Annotated in this window: 26 protein-coding genes; 8 read left to right on the top strand and 18 right to left on the bottom strand. The window is 60.8% G+C overall.

The window, feature by feature from the left end:
• Nucleotides 1–15: 15 nt before the first annotated feature.
• The 3 genes from iscR to uvrB form a co-directional block, all read right to left on the bottom strand.
• Nucleotides 16–558: a Fe-S cluster assembly transcriptional regulator IscR gene (iscR, locus tag ACE04A_RS04820; RefSeq protein WP_100856277.1), complete on the bottom strand. Its 543-nt coding sequence runs from the start codon at nucleotides 556–558 to the stop codon at nucleotides 16–18.
• Nucleotides 559–751: 193 nt separating this feature from the next.
• Complete coding sequence (locus ACE04A_RS04815) at nucleotides 752–1,243, bottom strand: low molecular weight protein-tyrosine-phosphatase (protein ID WP_259246370.1); 492 nt, start codon at nucleotides 1,241–1,243, stop codon at nucleotides 752–754.
• A 250-nt stretch (nucleotides 1,244–1,493) separates the two neighbouring features.
• Nucleotides 1,494–3,623: an excinuclease ABC subunit UvrB gene (gene uvrB / locus ACE04A_RS04810; protein ID WP_448716028.1), complete on the bottom strand. Its 2,130-nt coding sequence runs from the start codon at nucleotides 3,621–3,623 to the stop codon at nucleotides 1,494–1,496.
• 76 nt (nucleotides 3,624–3,699) lie between these two features.
• Here uvrB and ACE04A_RS04805 point away from each other — a divergent pair, with 76 nt between their 5' ends.
• Both ACE04A_RS04805 and lexA read left to right on the top strand, forming a co-directional pair.
• A complete protein-coding gene (locus ACE04A_RS04805) occupies nucleotides 3,700–4,899 on the top strand; it encodes an amino acid aminotransferase (protein WP_485819896.1) in 1,200 nt (399 codons plus the stop codon).
• A 156-nt stretch (nucleotides 4,900–5,055) separates the two neighbouring features.
• Nucleotides 5,056–5,706 carry a transcriptional repressor LexA gene (lexA, locus tag ACE04A_RS04800; RefSeq protein WP_230695356.1) on the top strand — a complete coding sequence of 217 codons (651 nt, stop codon included), beginning with the start codon at nucleotides 5,056–5,058 and terminating at the stop codon, nucleotides 5,704–5,706.
• 116 nt (nucleotides 5,707–5,822) lie between these two features.
• Here the strand turns inward: lexA and lon are convergent, their stop codons facing one another.
• The 5 genes from lon to loiP form a co-directional block, all read right to left on the bottom strand.
• Nucleotides 5,823–8,273 (bottom strand): endopeptidase La, encoded by a 2,451-nt coding sequence (gene lon / locus ACE04A_RS04795; protein WP_259246368.1) that lies wholly within the window; start codon nucleotides 8,271–8,273, stop codon nucleotides 5,823–5,825.
• 206 nt (nucleotides 8,274–8,479) lie between these two features.
• The gene (gene clpX / locus ACE04A_RS04790; protein ID WP_100856282.1) at nucleotides 8,480–9,778 is read right to left on the bottom strand and encodes an ATP-dependent Clp protease ATP-binding subunit ClpX; all 1,299 of its coding nucleotides are present in this window, start codon (nucleotides 9,776–9,778) and stop codon (nucleotides 8,480–8,482) included.
• A 101-nt stretch (nucleotides 9,779–9,879) separates the two neighbouring features.
• Nucleotides 9,880–10,533 carry an ATP-dependent Clp endopeptidase proteolytic subunit ClpP gene (gene clpP / locus ACE04A_RS04785; RefSeq protein WP_100856283.1) on the bottom strand — a complete coding sequence of 218 codons (654 nt, stop codon included), beginning with the start codon at nucleotides 10,531–10,533 and terminating at the stop codon, nucleotides 9,880–9,882.
• A gap of 4 nt (nucleotides 10,534–10,537) precedes the next feature.
• Nucleotides 10,538–11,848 (bottom strand): trigger factor, encoded by a 1,311-nt coding sequence (gene tig, locus ACE04A_RS04780; protein ID WP_100856284.1) that lies wholly within the window; start codon nucleotides 11,846–11,848, stop codon nucleotides 10,538–10,540.
• 164 nt (nucleotides 11,849–12,012) lie between these two features.
• Nucleotides 12,013–12,768, bottom strand: coding sequence for a metalloprotease LoiP (gene loiP / locus ACE04A_RS04775; RefSeq protein WP_485819895.1), 756 nt, complete (start codon nucleotides 12,766–12,768; stop codon nucleotides 12,013–12,015).
• 264 nt (nucleotides 12,769–13,032) lie between these two features.
• On the opposite strand from loiP, the gene ACE04A_RS04770 reads away from it, so the two are divergent.
• Nucleotides 13,033–13,578 carry a TIGR00645 family protein gene (locus ACE04A_RS04770; protein ID WP_259246366.1) on the top strand — a complete coding sequence of 182 codons (546 nt, stop codon included), beginning with the start codon at nucleotides 13,033–13,035 and terminating at the stop codon, nucleotides 13,576–13,578.
• A gap of 113 nt (nucleotides 13,579–13,691) precedes the next feature.
• Here ACE04A_RS04770 and ACE04A_RS04765 read toward each other — a convergent pair whose 3' ends face one another.
• The 5 genes from ACE04A_RS04765 to ACE04A_RS04745 all read right to left on the bottom strand — a co-directional run bounded on the left by ACE04A_RS04765 (nucleotide 13,692) and on the right by ACE04A_RS04745 (nucleotide 16,291).
• Nucleotides 13,692–13,898: a cold-shock protein gene (locus ACE04A_RS04765; protein WP_006225311.1), complete on the bottom strand. Its 207-nt coding sequence runs from the start codon at nucleotides 13,896–13,898 to the stop codon at nucleotides 13,692–13,694.
• A gap of 305 nt (nucleotides 13,899–14,203) precedes the next feature.
• On the bottom strand, nucleotides 14,204–14,767 hold the full coding sequence (locus ACE04A_RS04760) for a DUF924 family protein (RefSeq protein ID WP_259246365.1): 564 nt from the start codon (nucleotides 14,765–14,767) through the stop codon (nucleotides 14,204–14,206).
• A 134-nt stretch (nucleotides 14,768–14,901) separates the two neighbouring features.
• On the bottom strand, nucleotides 14,902–15,105 hold the full coding sequence (locus ACE04A_RS04755; protein WP_006220190.1) for a cold-shock protein: 204 nt from the start codon (nucleotides 15,103–15,105) through the stop codon (nucleotides 14,902–14,904).
• 371 nt (nucleotides 15,106–15,476) lie between these two features.
• Nucleotides 15,477–15,797: a hypothetical protein gene (locus tag ACE04A_RS04750; RefSeq protein WP_485819894.1), complete on the bottom strand. Its 321-nt coding sequence runs from the start codon at nucleotides 15,795–15,797 to the stop codon at nucleotides 15,477–15,479.
• 95 nt (nucleotides 15,798–15,892) lie between these two features.
• Nucleotides 15,893–16,291 (bottom strand): hypothetical protein, encoded by a 399-nt coding sequence (locus tag ACE04A_RS04745; RefSeq protein WP_427974325.1) that lies wholly within the window; start codon nucleotides 16,289–16,291, stop codon nucleotides 15,893–15,895.
• 124 nt (nucleotides 16,292–16,415) lie between these two features.
• On the opposite strand from ACE04A_RS04745, the gene ACE04A_RS04740 reads away from it, so the two are divergent.
• A complete protein-coding gene (locus ACE04A_RS04740; protein WP_448716026.1) occupies nucleotides 16,416–16,730 on the top strand; it encodes a DUF2513 domain-containing protein in 315 nt (104 codons plus the stop codon).
• A gap of 16 nt (nucleotides 16,731–16,746) precedes the next feature.
• Here the strand turns inward: ACE04A_RS04740 and ACE04A_RS04735 are convergent, their stop codons facing one another.
• On the bottom strand, nucleotides 16,747–17,019 hold the full coding sequence (locus ACE04A_RS04735; protein WP_100856290.1) for a hypothetical protein: 273 nt from the start codon (nucleotides 17,017–17,019) through the stop codon (nucleotides 16,747–16,749).
• A gap of 113 nt (nucleotides 17,020–17,132) precedes the next feature.
• Nucleotides 17,133–18,287 (bottom strand): DSD1 family PLP-dependent enzyme, encoded by a 1,155-nt coding sequence (locus ACE04A_RS04730; RefSeq protein WP_438857918.1) that lies wholly within the window; start codon nucleotides 18,285–18,287, stop codon nucleotides 17,133–17,135.
• A 143-nt stretch (nucleotides 18,288–18,430) separates the two neighbouring features.
• On the opposite strand from ACE04A_RS04730, the gene ACE04A_RS04725 reads away from it, so the two are divergent.
• The gene (locus tag ACE04A_RS04725; protein ID WP_448716025.1) at nucleotides 18,431–19,342 is read left to right on the top strand and encodes a LysR family transcriptional regulator; all 912 of its coding nucleotides are present in this window, start codon (nucleotides 18,431–18,433) and stop codon (nucleotides 19,340–19,342) included.
• A gap of 30 nt (nucleotides 19,343–19,372) precedes the next feature.
• Here ACE04A_RS04725 and ACE04A_RS04720 read toward each other — a convergent pair whose 3' ends face one another.
• Together ACE04A_RS04720 and ACE04A_RS04715 are read right to left on the bottom strand one after the other, a co-directional pair.
• Complete coding sequence (locus ACE04A_RS04720) at nucleotides 19,373–19,771, bottom strand: RidA family protein (protein ID WP_279993878.1); 399 nt, start codon at nucleotides 19,769–19,771, stop codon at nucleotides 19,373–19,375.
• A gap of 67 nt (nucleotides 19,772–19,838) precedes the next feature.
• A complete protein-coding gene (locus ACE04A_RS04715) occupies nucleotides 19,839–21,026 on the bottom strand; it encodes an MFS transporter (RefSeq protein WP_485819900.1) in 1,188 nt (395 codons plus the stop codon).
• A 96-nt stretch (nucleotides 21,027–21,122) separates the two neighbouring features.
• Here ACE04A_RS04715 and ACE04A_RS04710 point away from each other — a divergent pair, with 96 nt between their 5' ends.
• The 3 genes from ACE04A_RS04710 to ACE04A_RS04700 all read left to right on the top strand — a co-directional run bounded on the left by ACE04A_RS04710 (nucleotide 21,123) and on the right by ACE04A_RS04700 (nucleotide 23,632).
• On the top strand, nucleotides 21,123–21,716 hold the full coding sequence (locus ACE04A_RS04710) for a TetR/AcrR family transcriptional regulator (protein WP_279993876.1): 594 nt from the start codon (nucleotides 21,123–21,125) through the stop codon (nucleotides 21,714–21,716).
• Nucleotides 21,717–21,764: 48 nt separating this feature from the next.
• Nucleotides 21,765–23,186, top strand: a complete 1,422-nt coding sequence (locus tag ACE04A_RS04705) for an MFS transporter (RefSeq protein WP_447989962.1) — start codon at nucleotides 21,765–21,767, stop codon at nucleotides 23,184–23,186.
• A 137-nt stretch (nucleotides 23,187–23,323) separates the two neighbouring features.
• A complete protein-coding gene (locus ACE04A_RS04700) occupies nucleotides 23,324–23,632 on the top strand; it encodes a hypothetical protein (RefSeq protein WP_448716023.1) in 309 nt (102 codons plus the stop codon).
• Between the two features lie 102 nt (nucleotides 23,633–23,734).
• Here ACE04A_RS04700 and ACE04A_RS04695 read toward each other — a convergent pair whose 3' ends face one another.
• Complete coding sequence (locus tag ACE04A_RS04695) at nucleotides 23,735–23,983, bottom strand: hypothetical protein (RefSeq protein ID WP_100856297.1); 249 nt, start codon at nucleotides 23,981–23,983, stop codon at nucleotides 23,735–23,737.
• Nucleotides 23,984–24,121: the final 138 nt, after the last annotated feature.

The following is a 24,121-nucleotide window of genomic DNA, read 5'->3' as shown; positions in this document are numbered from 1 at the left end:
AACTCCTGATACTGCTTATACGGTGGCATTGGCCGCAACGGCCGTGGTCGGGGAATTGGCGGCAGCATTGGTGCCCCCTACCCGATTGACACGCACCGCGCAGGCCTGCGCTTGATTGCTGGCTTCCTGCAATTGGCGCACGCGCTGCTGATCGACCAGATCTTGCAGGGACACCGAATCCAGGTAATCGACCATCTTGCGATTCAACGTGGCCCAGAGCTCATGCGTCATGCACTTGCCCGGCTTGCCGTCATTGCCGCTCGTACAGTCCCGTTTGCCGCCACAGCTGGTGGCGTCCAGCGGCTCATCGACCGCGAAGATGATGTCAGCAACGGTCACGTTGCGCGCAAGACGCGCAAGCGAGTAACCGCCGCCCGGGCCACGTACGCTGTCCACGAGCTCGTGGCGACGCAGTTTCCCGAATAGCTGTTCCAGATAGGAAAGCGAAATGTTCTGACGCTGGCTGATGGCCGCAAGAGTGACCGGGCCGCTATGCTGGCGCATGGCGAGATCGATCATGGCAGTCACGGCGAAACGCCCTTTGGTAGTTAGCCGCATGGTGGGTTCCCTGTGATTCGGCAATGGCCGCCGGCGAATCCAGCGGTCAATACCCGAGTAATTGGGTCAAGTATAGCCTATTCCCGACTAATTTGGTATGACTCCAGGCCAGAAAAAACCGCGCTGATGCGCGGTTTTTTCACTGCCATGTACCCCAAGAGCCGCACTGCTGGCGGCTCTACGTATAAAGCGATCAGGCCGCTTGGTACTGGGTAGCGCGCTTGCGGACCAATTCCAGGACTCCCTGGCAGGCATCTTCCAGATAATCGAGAACCTTGCCAAAGCCATCGGCGCCACCATAGTACGGATCGGGCACGGTGGCCTCTTCGAACTCATTGGCAAAGCGCATCAGCAACATCAACTTGTGCTGATAGATTTTGGGGCACTGTTGCTGCATGGCGGACAGATTGTCCCAATCCATGGCGAGGATAAGATCAAAGTCGCGGAAATCTTCCGCGGTGACCTGACGCGCCTCACAGTGCGTGATCTCGTAGCCGCGCTTACGCGCCGCAGCCTGCGCCCGGGCATCAGGCGCCTCGCCAATGTGAAACGCGTGCGTGCCCGCGGAGTCGATGCGAACCACATCGCCCAAACCCGCGTCGTTCACCAAATGGCGAAACACGCCCTCTGCGCTCGGCGAGCGACAGATATTGCCCATGCAAACGAAAAGTACCTTGGTCATCATGGGAGTAAGTGTGCGGGAAAACCCGAGATAAGGCAAGCTTTTTTTGCAAATGAACAATTGGCTGCAAGCCACTATTCATTTTACCTTTGTCTTTGATAATCAATAGATTACAACGGACTTTAAAGGTTAAAGCTCACTAAAGAATCGGACTGAAGGTGTGCATTGCGAGACTGACACCGTCAAGCCAATGAATTTTCAAGTTTTCAGCTTGCAGTAAGCAAGCTGCCCGCCCGATTGCAGGCGCAAATGGTCACACAGCTCCGTCCAAAAGCACGCGTTGCTTCAACGCGGTAAGCGCATCTCGCGCAGCGGCAGCCTGCTCGAATTCCAAGTTTCGGGCGTGGTCCATCATCAGTTTTTCAAGGCGCTTGAGTTCGCGAGCCAGGGCCTTTTCGTCCTTCAGGAATTCGGCCGGAACCGCTGCCTCCAGCGCATCGTGCTGCACCGGTGCTACGATGCCATCGATCAACTCGCGCACGGCCTTGCGAACGCCGCGCGCCGTAATGCCATTGTCGATGTTGAACTGTAGCTGCTTAGCACGTCGGCGACTGGTTTCCTCCATGGCGCGCTGCATCGAATCCGTGATGCGGTCCGCATACAGAATCGCGTGGCCATTCAAGTTGCGAGCTGCTCGGCCGATGGTTTGAATCAAGCTGCGCTCGGACCGCAGGAAGCCTTCCTTGTCCGCGTCCAGAATCGCCACCAGCGACACCTCTGGAATATCCAGGCCCTCGCGCAACAGGTTGATCCCCACCAGCACGTCGAACGTTCCAAGACGCAAATCGCGAAGAATTTCCACGCGTTCGACCGTGTCAATGTCGGAATGCAGATACCGAACCTTGACGCCATGCTCGCTCAGGAAGTCGGTCAGATCTTCCGCCATGCGCTTGGTAAGCGTCGTCACCAGAACGCGCTCGCCCACCGATACCCGGGCCTTGATCTGGCCAAGCAAATCATCCACCTGCGTGCGCGCCGGCAACACTTCCACCAACGGGTCGACCAGACCGGTCGGCCGCACAACCTGCTCGACAACATTGTCGGCATGTTCTTTCTCGTACGCAGCGGGAGTTGCCGACACGAACACGCACTGGCGCATCCGCACCTCGAATTCCTCGAGCTTGAGGGGCCGGTTGTCCAGCGCCGACGGCAGCCGGAACCCATACTGCACCAGGGTTTCCTTGCGCGACCGGTCCCCACGGTACATGCCGCTGAGCTGGCCGATGGTCACGTGGCTTTCGTCGATGAACATCAGGGCGTCGGAAGGCAGGTAATCAATGAGCGTGGGCGGAGGCTCCCCCGCCGCCGCACCCGACAGATGGCGGGAGTAATTTTCGATGCCCTTGCAGAAGCCCAGTTCCTGCAACATTTCCAGGTCGAACCGCGTCCGTTGTTCGAGGCGTTGCGCCTCGACAAGATGGCCGTCGTCGACAAACCGCTTCACCCGTTCGCGCAGTTCTTCCTTGATGGTTTCAATGGCACGCAACACCGTATCGCGGGGGGTTACATAGTGCGAACCGGGGTAGACGGTGAAACGGGGCAACTTCTGGCGGATGCGGCCGGTCAGCGGATCAAAAAGCTCCAGGCTTTCGATCTCGTCATCAAACAGCGTCAGGCGCAGCGCCAACTCCGCGCTTTCCGCAGGGAAAATATCGATGGACTCGCCTCGCACCCGGAATACGCCCCGGGTGAATTCAGCGTCATTGCGCGTATATTGCATCGCCACCAGGCGCGCCAGGATTTCCCGCCGCGAGATCTGATCCCCGCTGCGCAGAATCAACACCATCGCGTGGTAGTCGCCCGGGTTACCGATACCGTAGATGCACGACACAGTCCCCACGATGATCGTATCCCGCCGTTCGAGCAGGCTCTTGGTGGCCGACAGCCGCATTTGCTCAATGTGTTCATTGATGGACGAATCCTTCTCAATAAACAGATCGCGCGTCGGCACATAGGCCTCGGGCTGGTAGTAGTCGTAGTAGGAAACGAAGTACTCGACCGCGTTCCTTGGAAAGAACTCGCGCATTTCCGCGTACAACTGTGCCGCGAGCGTCTTATTTGGCGCCAGTACCAATGCAGGACGCCCCAAGCGGGCGATCACGTTGGCCATGGTGTAGGTTTTGCCCGAACCCGTAACGCCTAGAAGCGTCTGGAACATCAGGCCGTCTTCTATCCCCTGCTGCAGGCCGTCAATGGCGGCGGGCTGGTCGCCCGCTGGGGGATAGGGTTGGAACAACTGGTACGGGCTGCCTGGATACTCGACGAAACGGGGTTCGACGCTGGTTTCAGGCACGGCCTCAGACGCTGCCGGCACCACAGAATCCGTAGCGGGATTCTGAGCCAGATCTCCCGCGCCGCTTGGGTCTATTGGGCTGTTTGGCATGCTAGACTGTTCCAGGGTAAACCCCCCATTATCCACAGCACCTCGTACTGCGTCCACCCATCCTCATCAGAAGCCCATGAGCAACCTTTTCGATTCCGTCGAACTCGCGCCGCGCGCCCCCATTCTTGGTCTGAACGAACAATTCAACGCGGATACGCGCCCGGGTAAAGTCAACCTGGGCGTGGGCGTGTACTACGACGATCAGGGACGAATCCCCCTGTTGGGCGCCGTTCGCAAGGCCGAAACCGCCCGCATTGAAGCCGCCGCCGCTCGCGGCTATCTGCCTATTGAAGGCATCGCCGGCTACAACCAGGGTGCGCAAGCGCTGCTGTTGGGCAAAGACTCCTCGCTGGCCGCGGCCGGGCGCGTCCTGACCACCCAAGCACTGGGCGGCACCGGCGCACTGAAGATCGGCGCTGATTTCCTGCGCCAACTGCTGCCCACCTCCAAGGTGCTGATCAGCAATCCCAGCTGGGAAAACCACCGCGCGCTGTTCGAGCGAGCCGGCTTTGAAGTTGGCACGTACTCGTACTACGACGCCACCACCCGCGGCCTGAGTTTCGAAGCCATGCTGGCCGATCTGAAAGCAGCTCCGGCGCAGACCGTCGTTGTGCTGCACGCATGCTGCCACAACCCCACCGGCGTGGACCCCACGACCGAACAGTGGAAGCAAATCGCTGCGGTAGTAAAAGAAAACAACCTGGTTCCGTTCCTCGACATCGCCTATCAGGGCTTTGGCGAAGGTCTGACCGAAGACGCTGCCGTCGTGCGCATGTTCGCCGATCTGGACATGACCATGTTCATCAGCTCGTCGTTCTCGAAGTCGTTCTCGCTGTACGGCGAACGCGTCGGCGCCCTGACGGTCGTCGCTGGCAGCAAGGACGAAGCCGTTCGCGTACTGAGCCAACTCAAGCGCGTCATTCGCACCAACTACTCCAACCCGCCCACGCACGGTGGCACGGTGGTGTCGACGGTTCTGAACACCCCTGAGCTCTTCGCCATGTGGGAAGAAGAACTCGCCGGCATGCGCGACCGCATCCGCCTGATGCGCAAGCAGTTGGTCGAGAAAATCAAGGAACACGGCGGCAAGCAGGACTTCAGCTTTGTTCTGGAACAGCGTGGCATGTTCTCGTATTCGGGCCTGACCTCGGCGCAAGTTGACCGCCTGCGCGAAGAACATGGCGTTTACGCCGTGTCCAGCGGACGCATCTGCGTTGCCGCACTGAATAGCGGCAACATTGACAAGGTCGCTGCCGGCATCGCCGCTGTGCTGTAACCTCGCCCGCCAGCGGGTCCTTGCGACCCGTGCGTGACAAAACGGAGCCCTCGGGCTCCGTTTTGCATTCCGCCAGGCACCAGCTTGCTTTTTTGCGCTGCGTCCCCCAGAATGGCGCTGTATATATGTACAGTCCGCTCGCACCGGATCATCGCCATGGCCAGCAAACTTACAGATCGCCAGCAACAAATTCTGGACCTTATCCGGCAAACCGTCACGCGTACGGGGTTCCCACCGACGCGCGCTGAAATTGCCCAGGCCTTGGGTTTCCGCTCGCCCAACGCCGCGGAAGACCACCTCAAAGCACTGGCCCGCAAGGGCGCCATCGAACTCACCGCTGGCGCTTCGCGTGGCATACGCCTGAAAGATGGTGGGTCATCGCCTGCACAAACGTCTTCACCCCTGCCCTCACTGTCGCAATTACTGCTGCCATTGGTAGGGCGCGTAGCGGCAGGCAGCCCTATTCTTGCTGCAGAGCACGTGGAACGTGAAGTTGGCGTTGACCCGCACCTGTTCGCGCAAACGCCCGACTACCTGCTGAAGGTGCGCGGCATGAGCATGCGCGACGCCGGGATCCTTGAAGGCGACTTACTTGCCGTTAAGAAAGCGTCCGAAGCCCGCAATGGCCAGATTGTGGTGGCCCGCATTGGCGATGAGGTCACGGTCAAGCGCCTGCAGCGCATTAACGGTCATATCGAGCTTCTGCCTGAAAATCCCGACTTTCAAACCATCGTGGTCGAAGCCGACCAGGAATTTGCGCTGGAAGGAATTGCAGTCGGCTTGATTCGTACGCACGCATTGCATTAAGCAAGCGCCACGCATTCGTCTGCGCAATAAAAAACCCCGTCACGTTCAGAACGTGACGGGGTTTTTATTTGGCCGCCCTCTTCTACATCTAAGGGCGGCCAAATCCAAGCAAGCAATCAGTGCTTAAGGACGGGGTCGGTTGAACCCGGTTCCGCCGGTTTGGCCACCAGCGGCTCCTTCACGGCCTCTTCCTCTGACAACGGCTCAGGCAGACGCTCCAAGGCCAGCTCCAGCACCTTGTCGATCCAGCGGACCGGGACGATCTCAAGATGGTTTTTGACGTTATCCGGGATCTCCGCCAAATCCTTGACGTTTTCCTCCGGAATCAAGACCGTCTTGATGCCGCCGCGATGAGCCGCAAGCAACTTTTCCTTCAAGCCGCCGATCGGCAACACCTCACCGCGCAACGTGATCTCACCGGTCATGGCGACATCGGCGCGCACGGGAATGCGCGACAACGCCGAAACCATGGCCGTGGTGATCGCGATACCGGCGGACGGACCGTCCTTCGGCGTCGCGCCTTCCGGCACGTGCACGTGCATGTCGTGCTTTTCGAAAACGCTGTCGGCAAAGCCCAGACGACGCGCCCGTGAACGTACCACCGTGCGCGCAGCCTCAACGGATTCCTTCATCACGTCGCCGAGCGAACCCGTGCGCTGGATGACACCCTTACCAGGCATGTCTGCGACTTCGATGGTCAGCAAGTCGCCGCCCACTTCCGTCCAGGCAAGTCCGGTCACCTGGCCGATCTGGTTTTCCTTCTCGGCCATACCGAACGTGTAGCGGCGCACACCCAGATAATCACTCAGGTTGTCGCCCGTAACGTTGACCGGCTTCACCTCAAGGGTTTTGCCTTCGGCCTTGGCGCGATCATTCTGGGTCAGCAATTGCTTGATGACCTTGCGGCAGATCTTGCCCACTTCGCGTTCAAGCGCCCGCACACCGGCTTCCCGGGTGTAGTAGCGCACGATGTCGCGCAATGCGCTGTCGTCAACGGTCAGCTCGCTGTCTTTCACGCCGTTGTTCTGCATCAGCTTGGGCAGCAGATGGTCGCGGGCGATATGGATCTTTTCCTCTTCCGTATAACCGGACAGCCGGATCACTTCCATACGGTCCAACAGGGCCGGCGGGATATTCAGCGTGTTGCTGGTGGCCACGAACATGACGTCGGACAGGTCGAAGTCGACTTCGATGTAGTGGTCCTGGAACGTGTGGTTCTGCTCGGGGTCCAGCACTTCGAGCAAGGCCGACGAGGGATCGCCACGGAAATCCATGCCCAGCTTGTCGATTTCATCAAGCAGGAACAGAGGATTGCGCACGCCGACCTTCGACATGTTCTGAACGATCTTGCCCGGCATCGAGCCGATGTACGTACGACGGTGGCCACGGATCTCGGCTTCGTCACGCACACCGCCCAGCGCCATGCGCACGAACTTGCGGTTCGTGGCCTTGGCGATGGACTGCCCCAGCGAGGTCTTGCCCACACCAGGAGGGCCAACCAGGCACAGGATCGGCGCCTTTACCTTGTCAACGCGCTGTTGCACGGCAAGATATTCAAGGATGCGTTCCTTGACCTTTTCCAGACCGTAATGGTCGTTGTCCAGCACCGTCTCGGCGTTGGAGATCGAGTTGTTGATCTTGCTCTTCTTCCTCCAGGGGAGGTTGATAAGCGTATCGATGTAGTTGCGCACCACCGTGGCTTCGGCAGACATCGGCGACATGAGCTTGAGTTTCTTGAGCTCGGCATCGGCCTTTTTGCGCGCCTCTTTAGGCATGTGGGCAGCGATGATCTTCTTTTCAAGCTCTTCGATGTCCGCGCCTTCTTCGCCCTCGCCCAACTCTTTCTGAATGGCCTTGACCTGCTCATTCAGGTAGTAGTCGCGCTGGCTCTTTTCCATCTGCTTCTTCACACGGCCACGAATCCGCTTTTCGACTTGAAGAATGTCGATTTCGGTTTCGAGCTGGGTAAGCAGACCTTCAAGGCGCTCGGACGTGCCGACGATCTCGAGCATCTTTTGCTTTTGCTCGAGCTTCAGCGGAAGATGCGCGGCGATCGTGTCAGCCAAGCGGCCCGCATCATCGATGCCAGCCAACGAGGTCAGGATCTCCGGGGGGATCTTCTTGTTGAGCTTTACGTACTGTTCGAACTGGGCGACGATCGCGCGGCGCAGGGCCTCGGTCTCGGAGCCTTGCATGGCGTCCGGCTCGATAGGCGTCACCTGGCAGGTGAAATGCGAATCGGCATCCTCGATGCTGCTGATGCGGGCACGCTGGGTGCCTTCGACCAGCACCTTTACGGTGCCGTCGGGCAGCTTGAGCATCTGCAGGATGCCTGCAACGCAGCCGATCTCGTAGACGTCTTCAGGGGTGGGGTCATCCTTGCCGGCGGACTTTTGGGCCACGAGCATGATGCTTTTGCCCGCTTCCATCGCAACCTCGAGCGCGCGAATAGAGCGCGGACGGCCGACGAACAGCGGGATGACCATGTGCGGAAACACCACGACATCACGAAGTGGGAGCAGGGGCAGGTCGATCGGGTCGGAAGGCAGGGTCTGGCTGGCAGACATAGGAGGTTCCTCGGTATGACTCGGCGTATCGGGGACAGGGTGCTCGGGGTGTCCCCGAGCTATCCACGTCAGTTACGTCTGTTATGGGAACAATAGCCGAAAATTCAAGATCCCGGCTGCCGGATAGTCTAAAGGCCAAAAAAAATGCCCCGAAGGGCAGTCCTACGGCAAAAAAACCCGTTACAGGAACGGGCTTTTTTGAAATATCAGGCAGCCGCGTCGCGGACTTCGCCGCGCTCGGGCTTGTCCTTTTCGCCGGCTTCGTCAGCGTAGATCAGCAAGGGCTTGCCCTCGCCTTCAATCGCGCCCTCGTCCACGACGACGCGCTTGACGTTACCTTGCGACGGCAGCTCGTACATGGTGTCCAGCAGCGTCTGTTCGATGATCGAACGCAAGCCCCGGGCACCCGTCTTGCGCTTGAGCGCCTTGCGAGCAATGGCCTTCAATGCCGCCGGGCGCAAGTCCAGTTCAGCGCCTTCCATGGCGAACAGCTTCTGGAACTGTTTCAGCAAGGCGTTCTTGGGCTCGGTCAGAATCTGCACCAGGGCGGCTTCGTCCAGTTCGTCCAGCGTGGCAACCACGGGCAGACGACCGACGAGTTCCGGGATCAAGCCAAACTTGATCAGATCCTCGGGTTCGACTTCAGAGAACAGTTCGCCCACGCCACGCTCGGACTTGGCTCGCACCGAAGCCGAGAAACCGATGCCCGATTTCTCGGTGCGGTCGCGGATGACCTTTTCCAGCCCGTCGAAGGCGCCGCCCACGATGAACAGGATATTGGTCGTGTCGACCTGGACGAAGTCCTGGTTGGGATGCTTGCGGCCACCCTGCGGGGGCACCGAAGCGACCGTACCTTCGATCAGCTTCAACAAAGCCTGCTGCACGCCCTCGCCCGACACATCACGAGTAATGGACGGGTTGTCGGACTTGCGGGAAATTTTGTCGATTTCGTCGATGTAGATAATGGCGCGCTGCGCCTTCTCGACTTCGTAGTTGCAGTTCTGCAGCAACTTCTGAATGATGTTCTCGACGTCTTCACCGACATAGCCGGCTTCGGTCAGCGTCGTGGCGTCAGCCATGACGAAAGGCACATTCAGCATGCGCGCCAGCGTCTGCGCCAAAAGCGTCTTGCCGGAGCCCGTGGGGCCGATCAGCATGATGTTGCTCTTGGAGAGTTCGACTTCGTCACCCTTGATCTCGCCGTGACGAATGCGCTTGTAATGGTTGTAGACCGCCACCGCCAGCATGCGCTTGGGCGAGTTTTGCCCAATGACGTACTGGTCGAGGAAAGTCTTGATTTCGGCCGGAGTAGGCAGCTCGGAACGAATCGCCGCGCGCGCGGTAGCCTGCGCTTCTTCGCGGATGATGTCGTTGCACAGATCTATGCACTCATCGCAGATGAATACCGACGGACCCGCGATCAGCTTGCGGACTTCATGCTGGCTTTTATTGCAAAACGAGCAATGCAGCACTTTTGCGTCTGCCGATCCCTTTTTTTCAGGCATATTTGTTTCGTATCTCAGGTAAAGATGCGCCAGACCGGTATGAAGTCCGGCGCATGCGCTTACTCAAACTTGATGGCAGCGGGTTCGGAACAACCGGGAAGTCAGCCTTCCGAACGGGAGTTCATTACCTTGTCCACCAATCCATACGATACCGCATCTTCGGCGGACATGAAGTTGTCACGTTCCGTGTCCAGGCCGATGCGCTCAATCGACTGGCCGGTGTTGTCGGCCAGAATCCGGTTAAGACGTTCGCGCAGGTCCAGGATCTCGCGAGCCTGGATCTGGATGTCGGACGCTTGACCCTGGGCGCCACCGGACGGCTGGTGGATCATGATCCGCGAGTTGGGCAACGTGAAACGCTTGCCCTTCTTGCCAGCCGCCAGCAGGAACGCGCCCATGCTGGCCGCAAGGCCCGTGCACAGGGTGGATACGTCCGGCTTGATGAACTGCATGGTGTCGAAAATGGCCATTCCCGCGTACACCGACCCGCCGGGCGAGTTGATGTACAGGGAAATGTCCTTGTCAGGATTCTCCGATTCCAGGAACAGCAACTGCGCCACAACCAAGTTGGCCGTTGCGTCATTGACTGGACCCACCAGGAAAATGAGCCGTTCGCGGAGCAGACGCGAATAGATGTCGTAGGCGCGCTCGCCGCGCCCCGACTGCTCGATAACCATGGGAATGTAGCCCAGGCCGGTGGGGGTCACCGAAGACCCGCCATTCATTGCCGCATAGAAATCGGTGAATCTCTGCATAGTGTTACGCCATCCCCATCAACTGATCGAAAGGCACCTTTTCGTCGGTGACCTTGGCCTTTTCCAGCACGTGCGCGACGACATTGTCTTCCAGCACGATAGCCTCGATTTCAGCACGACGCTGGCGGTCAGCCAGGTAATAGCTGACAACCTGAGCGGGTTGTTCGTAGTTTTCCGCGAATTCTTCAATGCGCGCACGAACTTGCTCGGGCTTGGCTTGGAGTTGAGCTTGCTTGACCAGTTCCGACACCAAGAGGCCCAGGCGGACACGGCGTTCGGATTCGGTCGAGAAGGCTTCTGCCGGGATCGGCACGGACTCGGCGTTGGGGATACCACGCTGCTTCAGCTCTTCGCGGGCAGCGGCGACACGGCCTTGCACGTCGTTGTCGACCAGCGCCTTCGGCACGTCGAACTTGCCGGCTTCGACCAGGGCGTCCATGACGCTGGACTTGGTACGGCCAGCCGAACGGACCTTGACTTCGCGCTCGATGTTGCTGCGGATGTCAGCCTTCAGCTTTTCGACGTCGCCTTCGGCTTGGCCGAGCGACTGGGCGAATTCGCTGTTCAGTTCGGGCAGGACGCCTTCAGCCACTTCCTTGACGGTGATGGTGAATTCGGCGGTCTTGCCGGCAACTTCAACGCCTTGGTAGTCGTCCGGGAACTTCAGCTCGAAGACCTTGGTTTCGCCAGCCTTCAGGCCGCGGGCGGCTTCTTCGAATTCCGGCAGCATGCGGCCTTGGCCGAGCACGAACGGGAAGTCTTCGGCCTTGCCGCCTTCGAACGGCACGCCGTCGATGGTGCCGGCGAAGTCGAGCGTGACGCGGTCGCCGTCTTGCGAGGCGCGGCCTTCACGGGCTTCGAACGTGGCGCGCTGCTTGCGCAGGACGTCCAGGGTTTGTTGAACTTCGGCGTCGGTGACGGCGGTTTCGTAACGGGTGACGGCCAGGGCCGACAGATCCGGGACGGCGACTTCGGGGTACACCTCGAACGTGGCGGTAAACGCCAGCGTGTCGTCGGTGACGCCTTCAGTCTTGGGTTCCAGGTTCGGGGCGCCAGCGACGCGCAGCTTCGCGCCGTCGATGGCTTGTTCGAACGCACGGCCAACTTGGCTGTTGATCACGTCGTAGCGGATGCTGGGGCCATGGCTGCGCTCGAGCATGGCGAGCGGAGCTTTACCCGGGCGGAAGCCGGGGACCTTGGCGGTGCGAGCCACGCGCTTCAATTGCGCCTGGACTTCCTTTTCGACGTCGGCCACCGAGACGGCCAGATCAACACGGCGCTCCAGGCCGGAGAGGGTTTCAACCACAGGCTGCATTAAAAGACCTATTTTCCGAGAGATGAGATTACGGGCGGATAAACGCGCCATTTTACCGGAAACTTCCGGAACCCTGACGCAAAGGGGCGCGAGCCCCGGATTTGCCCGGATACTCGCGCCCCGTTTTCCGCCCGGAAAGGGAGGGCGAACGTCGCTTTGACGCCTTATTTGGCCTTGGCGATGCGGTCTTCGATGTGTTGAGCGCGCTTGGCCGAGGACGGGTGCGAGCTCATCATATCGCTCTTGCCGCCATCCAGCTCGGCAAGCTTCTGGAATGCCGTCACCAAACCGCGCGTATTGAGCTTCTTGGCCTGCAACTGGTCGAACGAATAGTCGTCCGCCGCGCTTTCCTGCGATTGCGAGAACTGCGCGTTGATGAACTTCTCGGTCAGATCGCCCAATTGCGACGAATTCAGCGCGGCAACCGTGGCACCACCGGCAGCACCCGCCGCATCGCGCGCGGCCGACACCGTATAGGCGGTCTGCATGGCCTTCTTGCTATGGCCCAGTGCGACGTGGCCGATTTCATGGCCCACCACGCCCATCACTTCGTCGTCCGTCATCATGTCCATCAGGCCGCTGTAGACACGGATGCAACCGTTGGCCATCGCCCAGGCGTTGACGTCTTTGGTGAGGTAGACCTTGTAGCTGGCCTTCTGGCCGTTAACACTGCCACCCAGCGCCTTGGCGATCTTCTGCAGGCGCGCGTCGTACTTGCTGCCCGGAGCCGCGCTCTTTTCCTGTGCGTCGCTTTGCGCGCAAGCCTTGTCAGACAGCGTCTTGATTTCGGCATCGCTCAGCGTGGCAGCTTGCACGACCTTGCTGCCGGCGCCCACCAGGCCGCCGATGTCGAAGGCGTGCGACGTGGAAAAAGGGGCAAGCGCAACAGCCAACGCGGCAACGGTGTAGCGGATCTTCATGGGAACAAACTCCTCTTGGCTAACTCTATGCGAGCAAGGCGGCAATTCTATATATGCCGAAAGCGCTCCAAGCGTTTCGCCACAGAGTTTCGCAAATGCCAGTTTCGCTTACACAAAAGTCGGGCAAGCGCAGCCCAGGCGTGCTACCAGCATCGCTATGCGCAAGGGCAAACTGTCATAAAAATCTGCTGCCGGCGTTACGCCGGGGTTGTTAGAATTGCCGCCGCACTTTTATCGCATACCCACATACGGCTCGCACCCAACATGATTGAAAATCCCCCTCCCCGCCTGGGCATGCTGCCCAATCTGATCTTCAGTTCCCGCTGGCTGCAACTGCCGCTGTACCTGGGCCTGATCGTGGCGCAAGGCGTCTACGTCATGCTCTTCCTGAAAGAGCTGTGGCACCTGGTGACGCATGCCAATAGCTTTGGCGAAATGGAGATCATGCTGTTGGTGCTGGGACTGATCGACGTGGTCATGATCTCGAATCTGCTTGTCATGGTGATCGTGGGTGGATACGAGACATTCGTGTCGCGCCTGCGCCTGCAGAATCATCCGGATCAGCCGGAGTGGCTGAGCCATGTCAACGCCAGTGTGCTCAAGGTGAAGCTGGCGATGGCCATCATCGGCATTTCGTCGATCCACCTTTTGCGCACGTTCATCGAGGCAGGCACGATCGGCACCCCCAACGCACGCTTCACCGAGGCGGGTGTGATGTGGCAGACCATCATTCACGCACTGTTCATTCTGTCCGCACTGGGCATCGCGCTGGTGGACAAACTGTCCACCTCGCCCACCCAAAAGCACTAAGACCCGCTCACGGCGCTTGGCGCCAGTGACAAAAAAAGCCTCCACACGTTGCGTGTGGAGGCTTTTTCATGGGTCGAACACCGGGGTGCGCCCGGCACGCCACCCCTAAAGTATCAGGCTGCGACCTTGATGTTCTTGGCGCTTGGACCTTTGGGACCGGTACCGACCTCGAAGGTGACGCGCTGGTTTTCCTGCAGCGACTTATAGCCTTCGCTGCGGATTTCGGAGTAATGGGCGAAAAGGTCTTTGCTGCCGTCGTCGGGCATGATGAAGCCGTAACCCTTTTCGGCGTTGAACCACTTAACGATGCCGGTTGCCATGGAGTGTCCTTGAACCTAAAAGATGCGATTGCTCGCGGGGCGCCAGATCATCAAGGATGGGAGAGGAAGCAACCGCAGCACCACTGACGGCGACAAGTTGACGCAGACCGCGTCGCTTGAAAATCTCGCTGAACCCAGTGTATTGGTGAACCTTGAAAAACGTCAAACACGCGAATGGTCGAATCGAGATGGCTTGAGGGCGGCTACCAACCGCACGAAATTGACGAATATTTTCACCTTGGCAGGAATGGATACACGTCGATACCCGATAAGCGGGCAGTCACGCCCAAGCACCGCGGTTTGCGTCAACCGGCGAAGCCGCCCTCGGCAAGGAAATCTTGTTCAGCTTGGGTCGTCTGCCTGCCTAGCGCGGCATTGCGATGCGGAAAACGGCCAAAGCGCTTGATGATGTCGCGATGCAGAACCGCCCAACGCAGCGTATCCGCGTCCAGCGGTTCCATCAGAGCCACGCCACGATTTTGCATCGCCAGACTTTCCGAATGCTCAAACGGCATATAAAAGAACTGCCGCAAAGGCCTCGCCACCGCCAAATCGTGGCCCGCGGCGATGGCTCGCTCTGCGAAGTACTGAGCTAAAGGATCGGTGGCAAACATATGCGCCGTGCCGCGAAAGGCGTTGCGGGGAAACTGATCCAGCAAGATCATCAAGGCGAGCGCGCCGTCAGCATCTTCCTGCCAGGCATCCAACTGCCGAGAAGCGGCTGCCCAATGCGCGGCTTCGAAGCGCCGGCGAAACTCGGCGTCAAACGCATCGCTCTTGGTGTACCACTGCTGGGGGCCCGCATCGGTCCAGAAAGCCACCACATCCTGGGGCTGCGGCATAAGGGGCTTGGGCGTGGGAGATGTCATGGGGAAACGATCCTGGAGGGCCTACGGCGCGGCGCTGGCCACACGGGCGCGGGCTTGCTGCGTGAACGTGCAAAGCATAGCGCGCAAAAACAAAAAAAGCCCCCGAAGGGGCTTTTTTGCGAAAAATCAGACCTTTACAGGACCTGAATCTTCGTGGCTTGCGGGCCCTTGGGGCCATTGGCCGTCACAAAGCTGACGCGCTGGTTCTCTTCCAGAGACTTGAAGCCAGAACCCTGGATTTCGGAGAAGTGAGCGAACAGATCCTTACCACCCGCTTCCGGGGTGATGAAGCCATAGCCTTTTTCCGAATTGAACCACTTAACGACGCCGGTTTCCATACTGTATTTCCTAGAGATAATGGGCAAATGCCCGGAGGTCACGAATCAATCAAGGAGGGGACAGTAGAACAATAACGCTGAGCCGGAAAAGGCACGGCACTGAACGAAAATCGCAACGCTTGTGATCGTGTGCCGACACTATCGTTATATTCCCCTCGCAAGTCAACATAATCCTAAAAAATGCGTGCCAATAATGCAACAAAGAGAAACTGCGTTGAAAATTTGCACGTTTTCATAGGCAAAACTTGTCCCTGCATAGGTGTAAACACCCATACAACATAAAAAAACAATCGGGGCTTATTTAAATGCTGTCGTTAACGCGCATGTCATTCATACGCCTTTTGGATCAGCACTTTGGTTTGCCGTCAGGCTTACTGGTCGATAGGTAAACCCAACAGATCGAGTGCCGCGCCAAAAGCATCGGAACCCGAGCAAAGGAAAACCGCCACGTCGCCAGGATTCATATTCTCCAGGACCTGGTCGAGTTGTTCTTGCGCATTATCAACATTGTCGACATTTGAAGCGTGTATATCCGCTCCAGCCTCGACTTTCTCGATGGGGACGATGTCAGCGATCGCATTGAGATCGGTTACGCCCACCACCACATAGACGCTGATGGGCTCGCCATCCAGCGTCGTGAGCAGCTCGACGCCGCCCGCTACGTCGGCAAGGTGCCGACTTACTATTTCCATGTTCAATCTTCCTTGATCAGCGGGCCTGGCCCGCTTGGACGCACGCACCGTGAAGGTGCAATCTCACGCCCAGGCGCGACTATAACAGCCTTGGCCTAATGTTTTTTGACATTCGGGCCCAACGACTGCCGAGCAGCCCCAGACGTGGCGGCCACGCGACGGCAGCGCACCCCGGCGTCGGTCAGGACGGCGATGAGCGGCTTCTGGGCAGCCAGGAAAGCGTCTTTCTCGTCGCCAGTCAGCTTGCAGATGAACATCTGCGCCTGCAACTGGGTCCGGCGCGCGCGTCGGTTGTCGGCCTCTTGAGCCAGCCAGTCGCCGATCCAGGCGGAAGCGGCCTCGGCGTCGGCCTGCAGCTTGACGTGGCCCAACAGGTCGAAAATTGTCACGCCGTCGATGCGTTCGTCTTCACCGCGCGTGAGGTAAAGCTTGGCAGCCTGGCCCGAATAACCGGGAACCACGGCAAGGCAATCGCGTTCAGCGGGTTTCTTCATAAAGTTCTGTACGTAGGTGTCGGTTGTCTAGAACCATGGACTGTAACCCGGCCTTGCGCCCCGTCTCATTGGCGCCAGGGAACTCTGCTATCGTCGGCCTACTATTTTCCTTACGGTGAACATCATGCAACGCGATTTCGATCTGGTCGTCACGATTTTGGGCGCCCTGCGCGACGCGCCCGGCCCCAACCTGAGCACGCACGACATCAAGAACGTCGCACTGGCCCCGCACCCGGAAGAACAGGGCTTGCAGGTCATTGCGCATCATCTGGACCTTTTGGCCGATGCCGGCCTGGTCAAACAGGTGAGCGAAACGGCGGCCAATGCAGGGGCGGCGCGTTGGCGCATCACCTGGAAGGGCTACGACGCCCTTGAGCAGGATGAGGATGACGAGGACGAGGACGAGGACGACGGCGAGATTTTCGACGCCGAAGAGTAAGAAGAAAGCCTGGAGCTCAGCGGCGCTGCAAGATGCGCCGCGTGAGCAAGGATGCGGCGGTGCCGATCACCAGGCTGAACATGAAGGCGGCAATGGCCAGCATGGCCGCCAAGTCGCTGAAGCCGCCTTGGCGCGCCAGCACTACCACGGCGACGCAGATCGTCGTGGCCAGCGCAATCACCCCCAGCAGCACCTGCTTGACCGAGCGCAGACGGCCGCAGAGCGAGCCACCCACCAGCGCGGCCGCCACCATCGCGGCCATGGACCAGAACAAATATTCGTACTGCATCAGGCGACTCCCCTGGGGTATTGAGGCGCCCGCATTATAGGCGTGCGCCCTGCGCCTCAATGCTCCCCAGAAGCTCGTAGGGACTTCCCTGCCCTGCTCCAGCCAATCCCCGCTTACCAACCGCGAAACCGCTCCCAGTGGGCCACCACGCCCGGCTCGCCTTCCCGCACGACGTGGTAGGCGTCATGTTGGGCGCACGTGGCGCAGGCGTGATTCGGGACGATACGCAGCTTGGTGCCCAAGGGCAGGTCCGGCAAGCTGGCGGCACTGCCCGCGCGCAGCTTGATGATGCCCTGCTCCTGGTTCGTTTCCGCCAACAGCAGGTCGGGGTAGACCTTGCCCTGCGCATCGCACACCAAGCCGTACAACTGATCCACCGGCTGTTTAGCGGTGCCGCGGTCGCGCGACATGGCCATCCAGCCGGCGTCGACCAGAATCCAGCCTTTGTCCGGCTGATGTCCGATGACGGTAGTCAACACGGTGGCCGCGATGTCATCCACGGAACACACGCCCAAGCCGGCCATCACCAAGTCAAAAAATACGTAGACGCCCGCGCGCACTTCCGTCACGCCCGCCAGGCTGCGGGCGAAATGCGCGGTGGGCGTGGACCCTACGCTGACGACCGGGCATGGCAGCCCGGCTGCGCGGATGGCTTCGGCGCACCCGACCGCCGCTGCGCGCTCCTGCTCGGCCATGTCGGCGATTGCCTCAAGGCTGCGGCAGCCATAGGATTCGCCGGCGTGGGTCATGACGCCGCGCAGGCAATCCGCCTGGGCAAGCACCTGGGCAATCGCCAAGAGGTGTTCGTGGTTGTCGGGTTGCACTCCCGCGCGATGGCCGTCGCAGTCGATTTCGATCAGCGCTGGGAGGGGCATGCAGGACGCCTTGGCCTGCGCGGCTACCATCTCTGCCGCGTCGATGCTGTCGACCACAATCGTCAGGTCCACACCGCGCTCCCGCAGGGCCAGCACCCGCGCAAGCTTGCCCGGCGACACGCCCACCGCGTAGAGCAGATCCGTGACGCCAGCGGCCGCGAACTGCTCGGCTTCCTGTAGCGTGGACACGGCGGCCGGCCCCTGAGGGCTGCTCATGACACGGCGCGCGACATCAATGGACTTCGGCGTTTTCAGATGCGGGCGCAGTTGCACGCCGTGCTTGGCCATCAGCGCGTTCAAGCGCTGAATGTTGCGCGTCATACGCGTTTCGTCCAACAGCAGGCACGGGGTATCCAGGCTGTCGAGCGGGGTTGGATTGCTGGCGGAAGTCATGGGCAAGCCTCGGAGAATGCGCAGAAGATACGCGGAAAATCCGCGGAAAATACGGAAAGTTCTGAATCGATGTCTCGAAGTATGGCGTGCTGCCGCTCCAGCATGTTTAATGTGATCTTAATTTTTTATTAATTTCAAACTAAATGATCACGAGCGACGACCTGCGATTTTTCCTGAGTCTGGCCGCCACCCCGTCGCTTGCGCAAGCGGCGCGCGCCCTGGACGTGACGCCCCCCGCTGTCACGCAGCGGCTGCATGCATTGGAAAAACGCCTTGGCGTCCGGCTCGTGAATCGTTCCGGGCGGGGCACCGCACTAACCGACGAAGGCCGATTGTTGGCGGTGCGCGCGGGGCAGATTTGCGGCGAGCTTGGCGATCTGGCTGATGAATTGGCAGGCCGGCGCGGTGTTGTTGCCGGACATCTGCGCGTTGTCGCCCCCTTGGGCTTCGGACAACGTTATCTAGCGGGCCTGGTGGCCAGCTTTCGCACAAGTAGCGAGAACATCACCGCCAGCCTGTTGCTGTCGGATGGGCCGCCCAGAATGGCTACCGACGACTGGGATGTCATGGTGCACATCGGCGAACTGCGCGACTCCACGCTGGTGGCCTACCCCTTGGCGCCCAATCGCCGCATTCTGTGCGCCTCCCCCGCGTATCTGGGACGCCACGGCGCCCCCGCGAAACCGGAAGACCTGCGAGACCATGATTGCATCGCCTTGCGCGAAAACGATGAAGACGTAACGCTGTGGCGCTTCAAGCGTGGCCGGGGCCCTGCCGTTGGGGTTCGCATTACCCCCGTCCTGTCCAGCAACACGGGGGCCGCCGCCCTGGAATGGGCCTTGGCTGGCCACGGCATCGTGGCGCGGTCTGAATGGGATGTCGCCGAGCACCTGAAGGCGCGTACGCTGGTGCCACTATTGGCGGGTTGGAATTTGCCGGATGCCAATGTGGTGGCGCTGGTGAAGTCGCGCCAGGAACAGTCAGCCCGAACCGCGGGCTTTTTGGCGTATCTACGTGAGGCCTTTGCGACGGTTCCCTGGCGCGACCAGCCCTAAGGGCTGGACAACTCCGCGCGCCGCGCGACATTAATCCAGCATGGCTTCCGCTTCGATTTCGATCAGCCATTCAGGCAGCGACAAGCCGCTGACAATCACCCACGACGACGGCGGTGGGTCGGCCGGAAAGCGGTCGCGCAGCGCTTGGGCGATGACTTCCTGATCCTCGCGCGCCGTTTCGCAAATGTAGATGCGCAGCATGATCACCTGCGCCATCGTGCCGCCCGCGGCCGCCAGCACGCGCGCGATATTGTCGAGCGCGGCCTCCGTCTGCTCTTGCAGGCCGGGGCCGACGGTGTGTTCGTTGATGTCAACGCCGACCTGGCCCGACAGCAGCATCCTGCGCTGCCCGGTGACAATCACCGCCTGGCTGAATCCGTATTGAACGGTGTTGAAAACGGTATCGGGATTGACGACAGTTCTGGACATGCTGCGCTCCTGTGAACGGCGCACCCCGCAGCGCGCCAAAGCGGCCATTCTAGCGATAGGTGTGACGCTACGCCGCGCTTGCCGCCGCGCGCGACCGCCCGCCAGGCAAAGCCACCAGCAGCACAACCGCCCCCGCCACGACTGCCGTCCAGAAGCCCGCTTGCACGCCGTAGTGGTCGACCACCCAACCCGCCATCGCCGCGCCCGCGGCCCCGCCCGCCCCCAGCCCCGTCACCAGCCAGGTCAGCCCTTCGGTCAGGCGCGGGCCTGGCACGCTGCTTTCGACTAGCGCCATGGCGATGATCATGGTCGGCGCGAACGACAAGCCGGCCAGCAACACGCCCAGCGACAACGTGATCAGGTCGTTCACCAACAACAACGGCACGGTTGTGAATGCCGTTACCGCCGCCGCGATCGACAGCATGCGGGCAAGCGGCATTTGAAACTTCATGACGCCAAATACCAACCCCGCCACGCACGACCCCAGCGCATAGGCCGACAGCACAAGGCTGGCGCCCGCCGGCACGCCCTGCGCGCGCGCGAAGGCCACGCTCAACACGTCGATGGTGCCGACGATGACACCCATGGCCGACATCATGGCCACCAGCGCGCGCATGGATGGCATGCGCAACACCGACGCCTCGCGCCCCGCCTGCCGGACTTGCACCGCGGGCGCGGTGGCGCGCTGCAGCACAAAGGCCGTCACGCCGATCGCCAGCAGCAACGCGGCGGCAAGCGGCCCTGCCTGCGGGAAGAACGCCACGCTAAGCCCCACAGCCAAGGGCGGCCCCAGGATGAAGCTGAGTTCGTCCGCAACCGATTCCAACGCATAGGCCGTGCGCAGTTGGGGCTGATCGCGGAATATTTCGGTCCAGCGCGCGCGGATCATGGCGGGCATGCTGGGCAAGGTGCCGGCCAAGGCGGCGAATAGAAACAGCGTCCAGTCGGGTGCGTTCCACTGCACGCAGGCAGCCAGGCAGATCAACGCCGCCACGCAGACGGCAGCCGCCACCGGCAGCACCCGGCCTTGCCCGTGGCGGTCTACCAGGCGTGAGATGCGTGGCGCGAGCAAGGCGGTGGCCAAGGCAAAGGTAGCGGCCACGGCGCCGGCCAGCGCATAAGAGCCGCGAACCTCGGAAAGCATCGTGATGATGCCGATGCCGATCATCGGCAAGGGCAGACGCGCAATTGCGCCAGCCAAAACAAAGCCGATTGCGCCAGGCGCTTTGAACAACTCACGATACGGATTGGGCACCGATAACCTTTTGAACATTGAGTAGACGGGCAGATCGTATTCACATACATTGCGTATGTCAATTAAGATACGCACCGTATGTCACTGGAGACCCGCATGCCCCGCACCCGCGCAGAAATGATCGAGTCCACCCGTAGCAAGCTGCTTGCCACCGCCAGGCAAGCGTTTGAGCGCGAGGGCTATGCCGCGACGTCCATGGACGATTTCACCGCCGCGGCAGGGTTGACGCGAGGAGCGTTGTATCACCATTTTGGTGACAAAAAAGGCCTGCTGACGGCCGTGGTCGGACAGATCGACGATGAAATGGACCAACGCCTGAACGCCATTTCAGACAAGGCGCCCGATACCTGGACCGCGCTGCGCGAACGTTGCCGGGCTTATCTGCGGATGGCCGCGGAACCCGAGATCCGCCGGATCGTACTGCAAGACGCCAGGGCGGTCCTGGGCATGGCCCCCTACGCGGCACAGCAACGATGCGCCGCGTCCTTGGCTGCGTTACTGCAGCGCTTGATGGACGAATCCGTAATCGAATCTGCCGACCCGCTAGCGCTGGCGCAACTGATCAACGGTGGCCTGACGGAAAGCGCATTCTGGATTGCCGACGCGGACGCGGCGTCGGATTCACAGCGGCTGGATCGCGCGCTGCACGCCTTGGACCTGCTCTTGCGTGGCTTGCTGCGGCATACATAACTCACTTATTATCCAAGCCACAACTTGTTTAAATAATTCGGAGAGCCTGTGACCACCACCCCGACCCTTGAGTCCAGCGCATCCTGGGGCGACTTGCTGCAGGGCGCCAATGCGCTGCGATCGATCGCCCTGGCGGGTGGCGTGGCCCTGCATGCCATCAACGTGTACATCGTCACCACCATCCTGCCCAGCGTCATCAAGGACATCGGGGGGCTGGAGTACTACGCGTGGAACACGACCCTGTTCGTGGTGACCTCCATCATCGGGTCGGCACTGTCCGCCAAGCTGATCGAAACGCTGGGGCCTCGCAACGCCTATCTCTTTGCTGTTGCCGTGTTCAGCGCGGGCGCGATCATCTGTGCGCTGGCGCCCGGCATGCCGGTGCTGTTGGCGGGGCGCAGCGTACAAGGACTGGGCGGCGGCATACTCTTCGCCTTGAGCTATGCCTTGATCCGGCTGGTATTCGACGCCCCACTCTGGTCGCGTGCCATGGCACTGGTGTCGGGCATGTGGGGCGTGGCAACGCTATCCGGCCCTGCGATTGGCGGCATTTTTGCGCAAACGGGACACTGGCGGTTGGCATTCTGGGCGCTGCTGCCAGTAGCGGCCGCGCTGGCCTTGATCGTCGCATTCAAGGTGGGTGGACGGGCGTCGGTGCCGCCCGCGCCGCCCTCTTCCTTGCCGCTGCGCACGTTGGCGCTGCTGGTGGCGTCGGTGCTGGCCGTCACGCTGGCCAGCCTGTCGACGCAGTGGGGCTGGAACGCGGCGGGCATCGCGGTGGGGTTGGCCATCGCGGCGGCGGTTGCGCGCGTCGATTCGCGCGCCCGCAACCGCTTGCTGCCCACGGGCGCCTACTCAATCGGCGCGCAGCTCGGCGCCTTGTATGCCGTGATGTGCCTGGTGGTGGCGGCCATCGCCACCGAGATATTCGTGCCCTACTTTCTGCAGGTCATCCACGGCATGACACCCTTGACGGCCGGCTACATGACGGCCGCGATGGGCGCGGGCTGGACACTTTCCGCCATGCCCAGCGCCACACGCTCGGGGGCCGCCGCCGACCGCCTGGTGCGCATCAGCCCCGTCGTGATCCTGGCGGCGCTGATCGGCTTGTCGGTGATGACGCCGCAAGCATCCATCCTGGCGTCTGCCGCCGGTCTCGCCGCCTACATTGTTGCGCTGATGGGCGTGGGTTTCGGTATTGGCCTGGCCTGGCCGCATCTGCTGACAAAAGTGTTCACCGCCGCGCCCAAGGGCGAAGAAACGCTGACGTCGTCGTCGATTACCACCGTGCAGCTTTACGCCGCCGCGGTCACCGCGGCGCTGGCGGGCGTGGTGGTCAATAGCGCCGGCCTGGCCGACCCGGGTGGCGTCGAAGGTGCCCGGCACGCGGCGCGCTGGCTCTTTGCCGCCTTTGCGCTGGCCCCCGCGTTGGCGTTGGCGCTGCTGCCCCGAGTGACCCGCGCGGCCTGACGCGCTCCGCGCGCGTGCGCCGCAGCAGGCATTGCCATCAAAATTCGCACTATTCGGACCCGAAATACAGCAAAGGCGGTATAGAACGTCACTCGGGTCTTTGCTACGCTCACAGGCACCTGAAGAAGGTGGCGCCCATGAGCAACAAGATTCGAGTCCTTTGCGTTCAACCGTCGTCCATCAGCGCGCGATTCGCCTTCATGGCGATCGCCCTGCGGTGGTCTTTGGGCGCTACCCCGCGCCCTACTCGGCTGATGATCGGGCCGCATGACCTGGAACCGATCGGATCGGAATCGGCCTTCTGGCGTTTCGCAATGCGGCATGCGCTCTTCGGTCAGTCATTCCTGGTGACACGCGGTGGCCACTGGGATGTGGCGGCGTCGGTAGACGGCGACGAGGTCCACGCGTTTGGCCGCAAGTTTGCGCTCAGCCAGTGCCTGTATTAGCCGTTTCTGGATGATGCGCGCGGCGTGCGACTGATGCTTGGGGTGAAGCCCGGCGTTGATAGCCAACGCAGAGGGCCGGGGTCAACGCCCTGTTCACGCACCTCAGCCGGGCTTGCGTTGAAAGGTCGCCATTTCCTCGGCCGTCCAACGCTGTCGCGCCTCGTCTTGGCAGCACGAGCGAAAAACCAAGGCGCCAACGTCCAGGAATCGGTCCACATCCGCATCCGTCAGTTTGCCTTGCACCTGCAACAGGCAATCCGCATACGCCGACAACACGCCATCCCAACCATCCAACTGGTCCGGCGCTACGGGCTGAGAAATCATGCGCGCCATCATTTCACTATGGTCCATTCGATGTCCCCCCTGGATACCGCACTGACGCCGCACCGCGACGACCGTGCGTGCGCAATACCCAGCAAGTGGCATGCCCAACCCCATCCGCCGTGAATGGCATCCGGTCAGGAAGACATCCGGCGCCTACCGCCGCGG

This window comes from Achromobacter colocynthidis (assembly GCF_057334535.1).
The sequence above is the reverse complement of the archived record's forward strand: the minus strand, read 5'-3'. Positions and strand labels throughout refer to the sequence as shown.

Excerpts from the sequence above, each read along its gene's own strand:
- clpX (WP_100856282.1), bottom strand. The coding sequence starts at position 9,778 with ATGCCTGAAAAAAAGGGATCGGCAGACGCAAAAGTGCTGCATTGCTCG.
- ACE04A_RS04770 (WP_259246366.1), top strand. The coding sequence starts at position 13,033 with ATGATTGAAAATCCCCCTCCCCGCCTGGGCATGCTGCCCAATCTGATC.
- ACE04A_RS04710 (WP_279993876.1), top strand. The coding sequence starts at position 21,123 with ATGCCCCGCACCCGCGCAGAAATGATCGAGTCCACCCGTAGCAAGCTG.
- loiP (WP_485819895.1), bottom strand. The coding sequence starts at position 12,768 with ATGAAGATCCGCTACACCGTTGCCGCGTTGGCTGTTGCGCTTGCCCCT.
- ACE04A_RS04765 (WP_006225311.1), bottom strand. The coding sequence starts at position 13,898 with ATGGCAACCGGCATCGTTAAGTGGTTCAACGCCGAAAAGGGTTACGGC.
- lon (WP_259246368.1), bottom strand. The coding sequence starts at position 8,273 with ATGTCTGCCAGCCAGACCCTGCCTTCCGACCCGATCGACCTGCCCCTG.
- ACE04A_RS04745 (WP_427974325.1), bottom strand. The coding sequence starts at position 16,291 with ATGAAGAAACCCGCTGAACGCGATTGCCTTGCCGTGGTTCCCGGTTAT.
- ACE04A_RS04725 (WP_448716025.1), top strand. The coding sequence starts at position 18,431 with ATGATCACGAGCGACGACCTGCGATTTTTCCTGAGTCTGGCCGCCACC.
- ACE04A_RS04755 (WP_006220190.1), bottom strand. The coding sequence starts at position 15,105 with ATGGAAACCGGCGTCGTTAAGTGGTTCAATTCGGAAAAAGGCTATGGC.
- uvrB (WP_448716028.1), bottom strand. The coding sequence starts at position 3,623 with ATGCCAAACAGCCCAATAGACCCAAGCGGCGCGGGAGATCTGGCTCAG.
- ACE04A_RS04740 (WP_448716026.1), top strand. The coding sequence starts at position 16,416 with ATGCAACGCGATTTCGATCTGGTCGTCACGATTTTGGGCGCCCTGCGC.
- ACE04A_RS04815 (WP_259246370.1), bottom strand. The coding sequence starts at position 1,243 with ATGATGACCAAGGTACTTTTCGTTTGCATGGGCAATATCTGTCGCTCG.
- iscR (WP_100856277.1), bottom strand. The coding sequence starts at position 558 with ATGCGGCTAACTACCAAAGGGCGTTTCGCCGTGACTGCCATGATCGAT.
- ACE04A_RS04720 (WP_279993878.1), bottom strand. The coding sequence starts at position 19,771 with ATGTCCAGAACTGTCGTCAATCCCGATACCGTTTTCAACACCGTTCAA.
- ACE04A_RS04695 (WP_100856297.1), bottom strand. The coding sequence starts at position 23,983 with ATGGACCATAGTGAAATGATGGCGCGCATGATTTCTCAGCCCGTAGCG.
- ACE04A_RS04805 (WP_485819896.1), top strand. The coding sequence starts at position 3,700 with ATGAGCAACCTTTTCGATTCCGTCGAACTCGCGCCGCGCGCCCCCATT.
- lexA (WP_230695356.1), top strand. The coding sequence starts at position 5,056 with ATGGCCAGCAAACTTACAGATCGCCAGCAACAAATTCTGGACCTTATC.
- clpP (WP_100856283.1), bottom strand. The coding sequence starts at position 10,533 with ATGCAGAGATTCACCGATTTCTATGCGGCAATGAATGGCGGGTCTTCG.
- ACE04A_RS04730 (WP_438857918.1), bottom strand. The coding sequence starts at position 18,287 with ATGACTTCCGCCAGCAATCCAACCCCGCTCGACAGCCTGGATACCCCG.
- ACE04A_RS04760 (WP_259246365.1), bottom strand. The coding sequence starts at position 14,767 with ATGACATCTCCCACGCCCAAGCCCCTTATGCCGCAGCCCCAGGATGTG.
- ACE04A_RS04750 (WP_485819894.1), bottom strand. The coding sequence starts at position 15,797 with ATGGAAATAGTAAGTCGGCACCTTGCCGACGTAGCGGGCGGCGTCGAG.
- tig (WP_100856284.1), bottom strand. The coding sequence starts at position 11,848 with ATGCAGCCTGTGGTTGAAACCCTCTCCGGCCTGGAGCGCCGTGTTGAT.
- ACE04A_RS04735 (WP_100856290.1), bottom strand. The coding sequence starts at position 17,019 with ATGCAGTACGAATATTTGTTCTGGTCCATGGCCGCGATGGTGGCGGCC.
- ACE04A_RS04700 (WP_448716023.1), top strand. The coding sequence starts at position 23,324 with ATGAGCAACAAGATTCGAGTCCTTTGCGTTCAACCGTCGTCCATCAGC.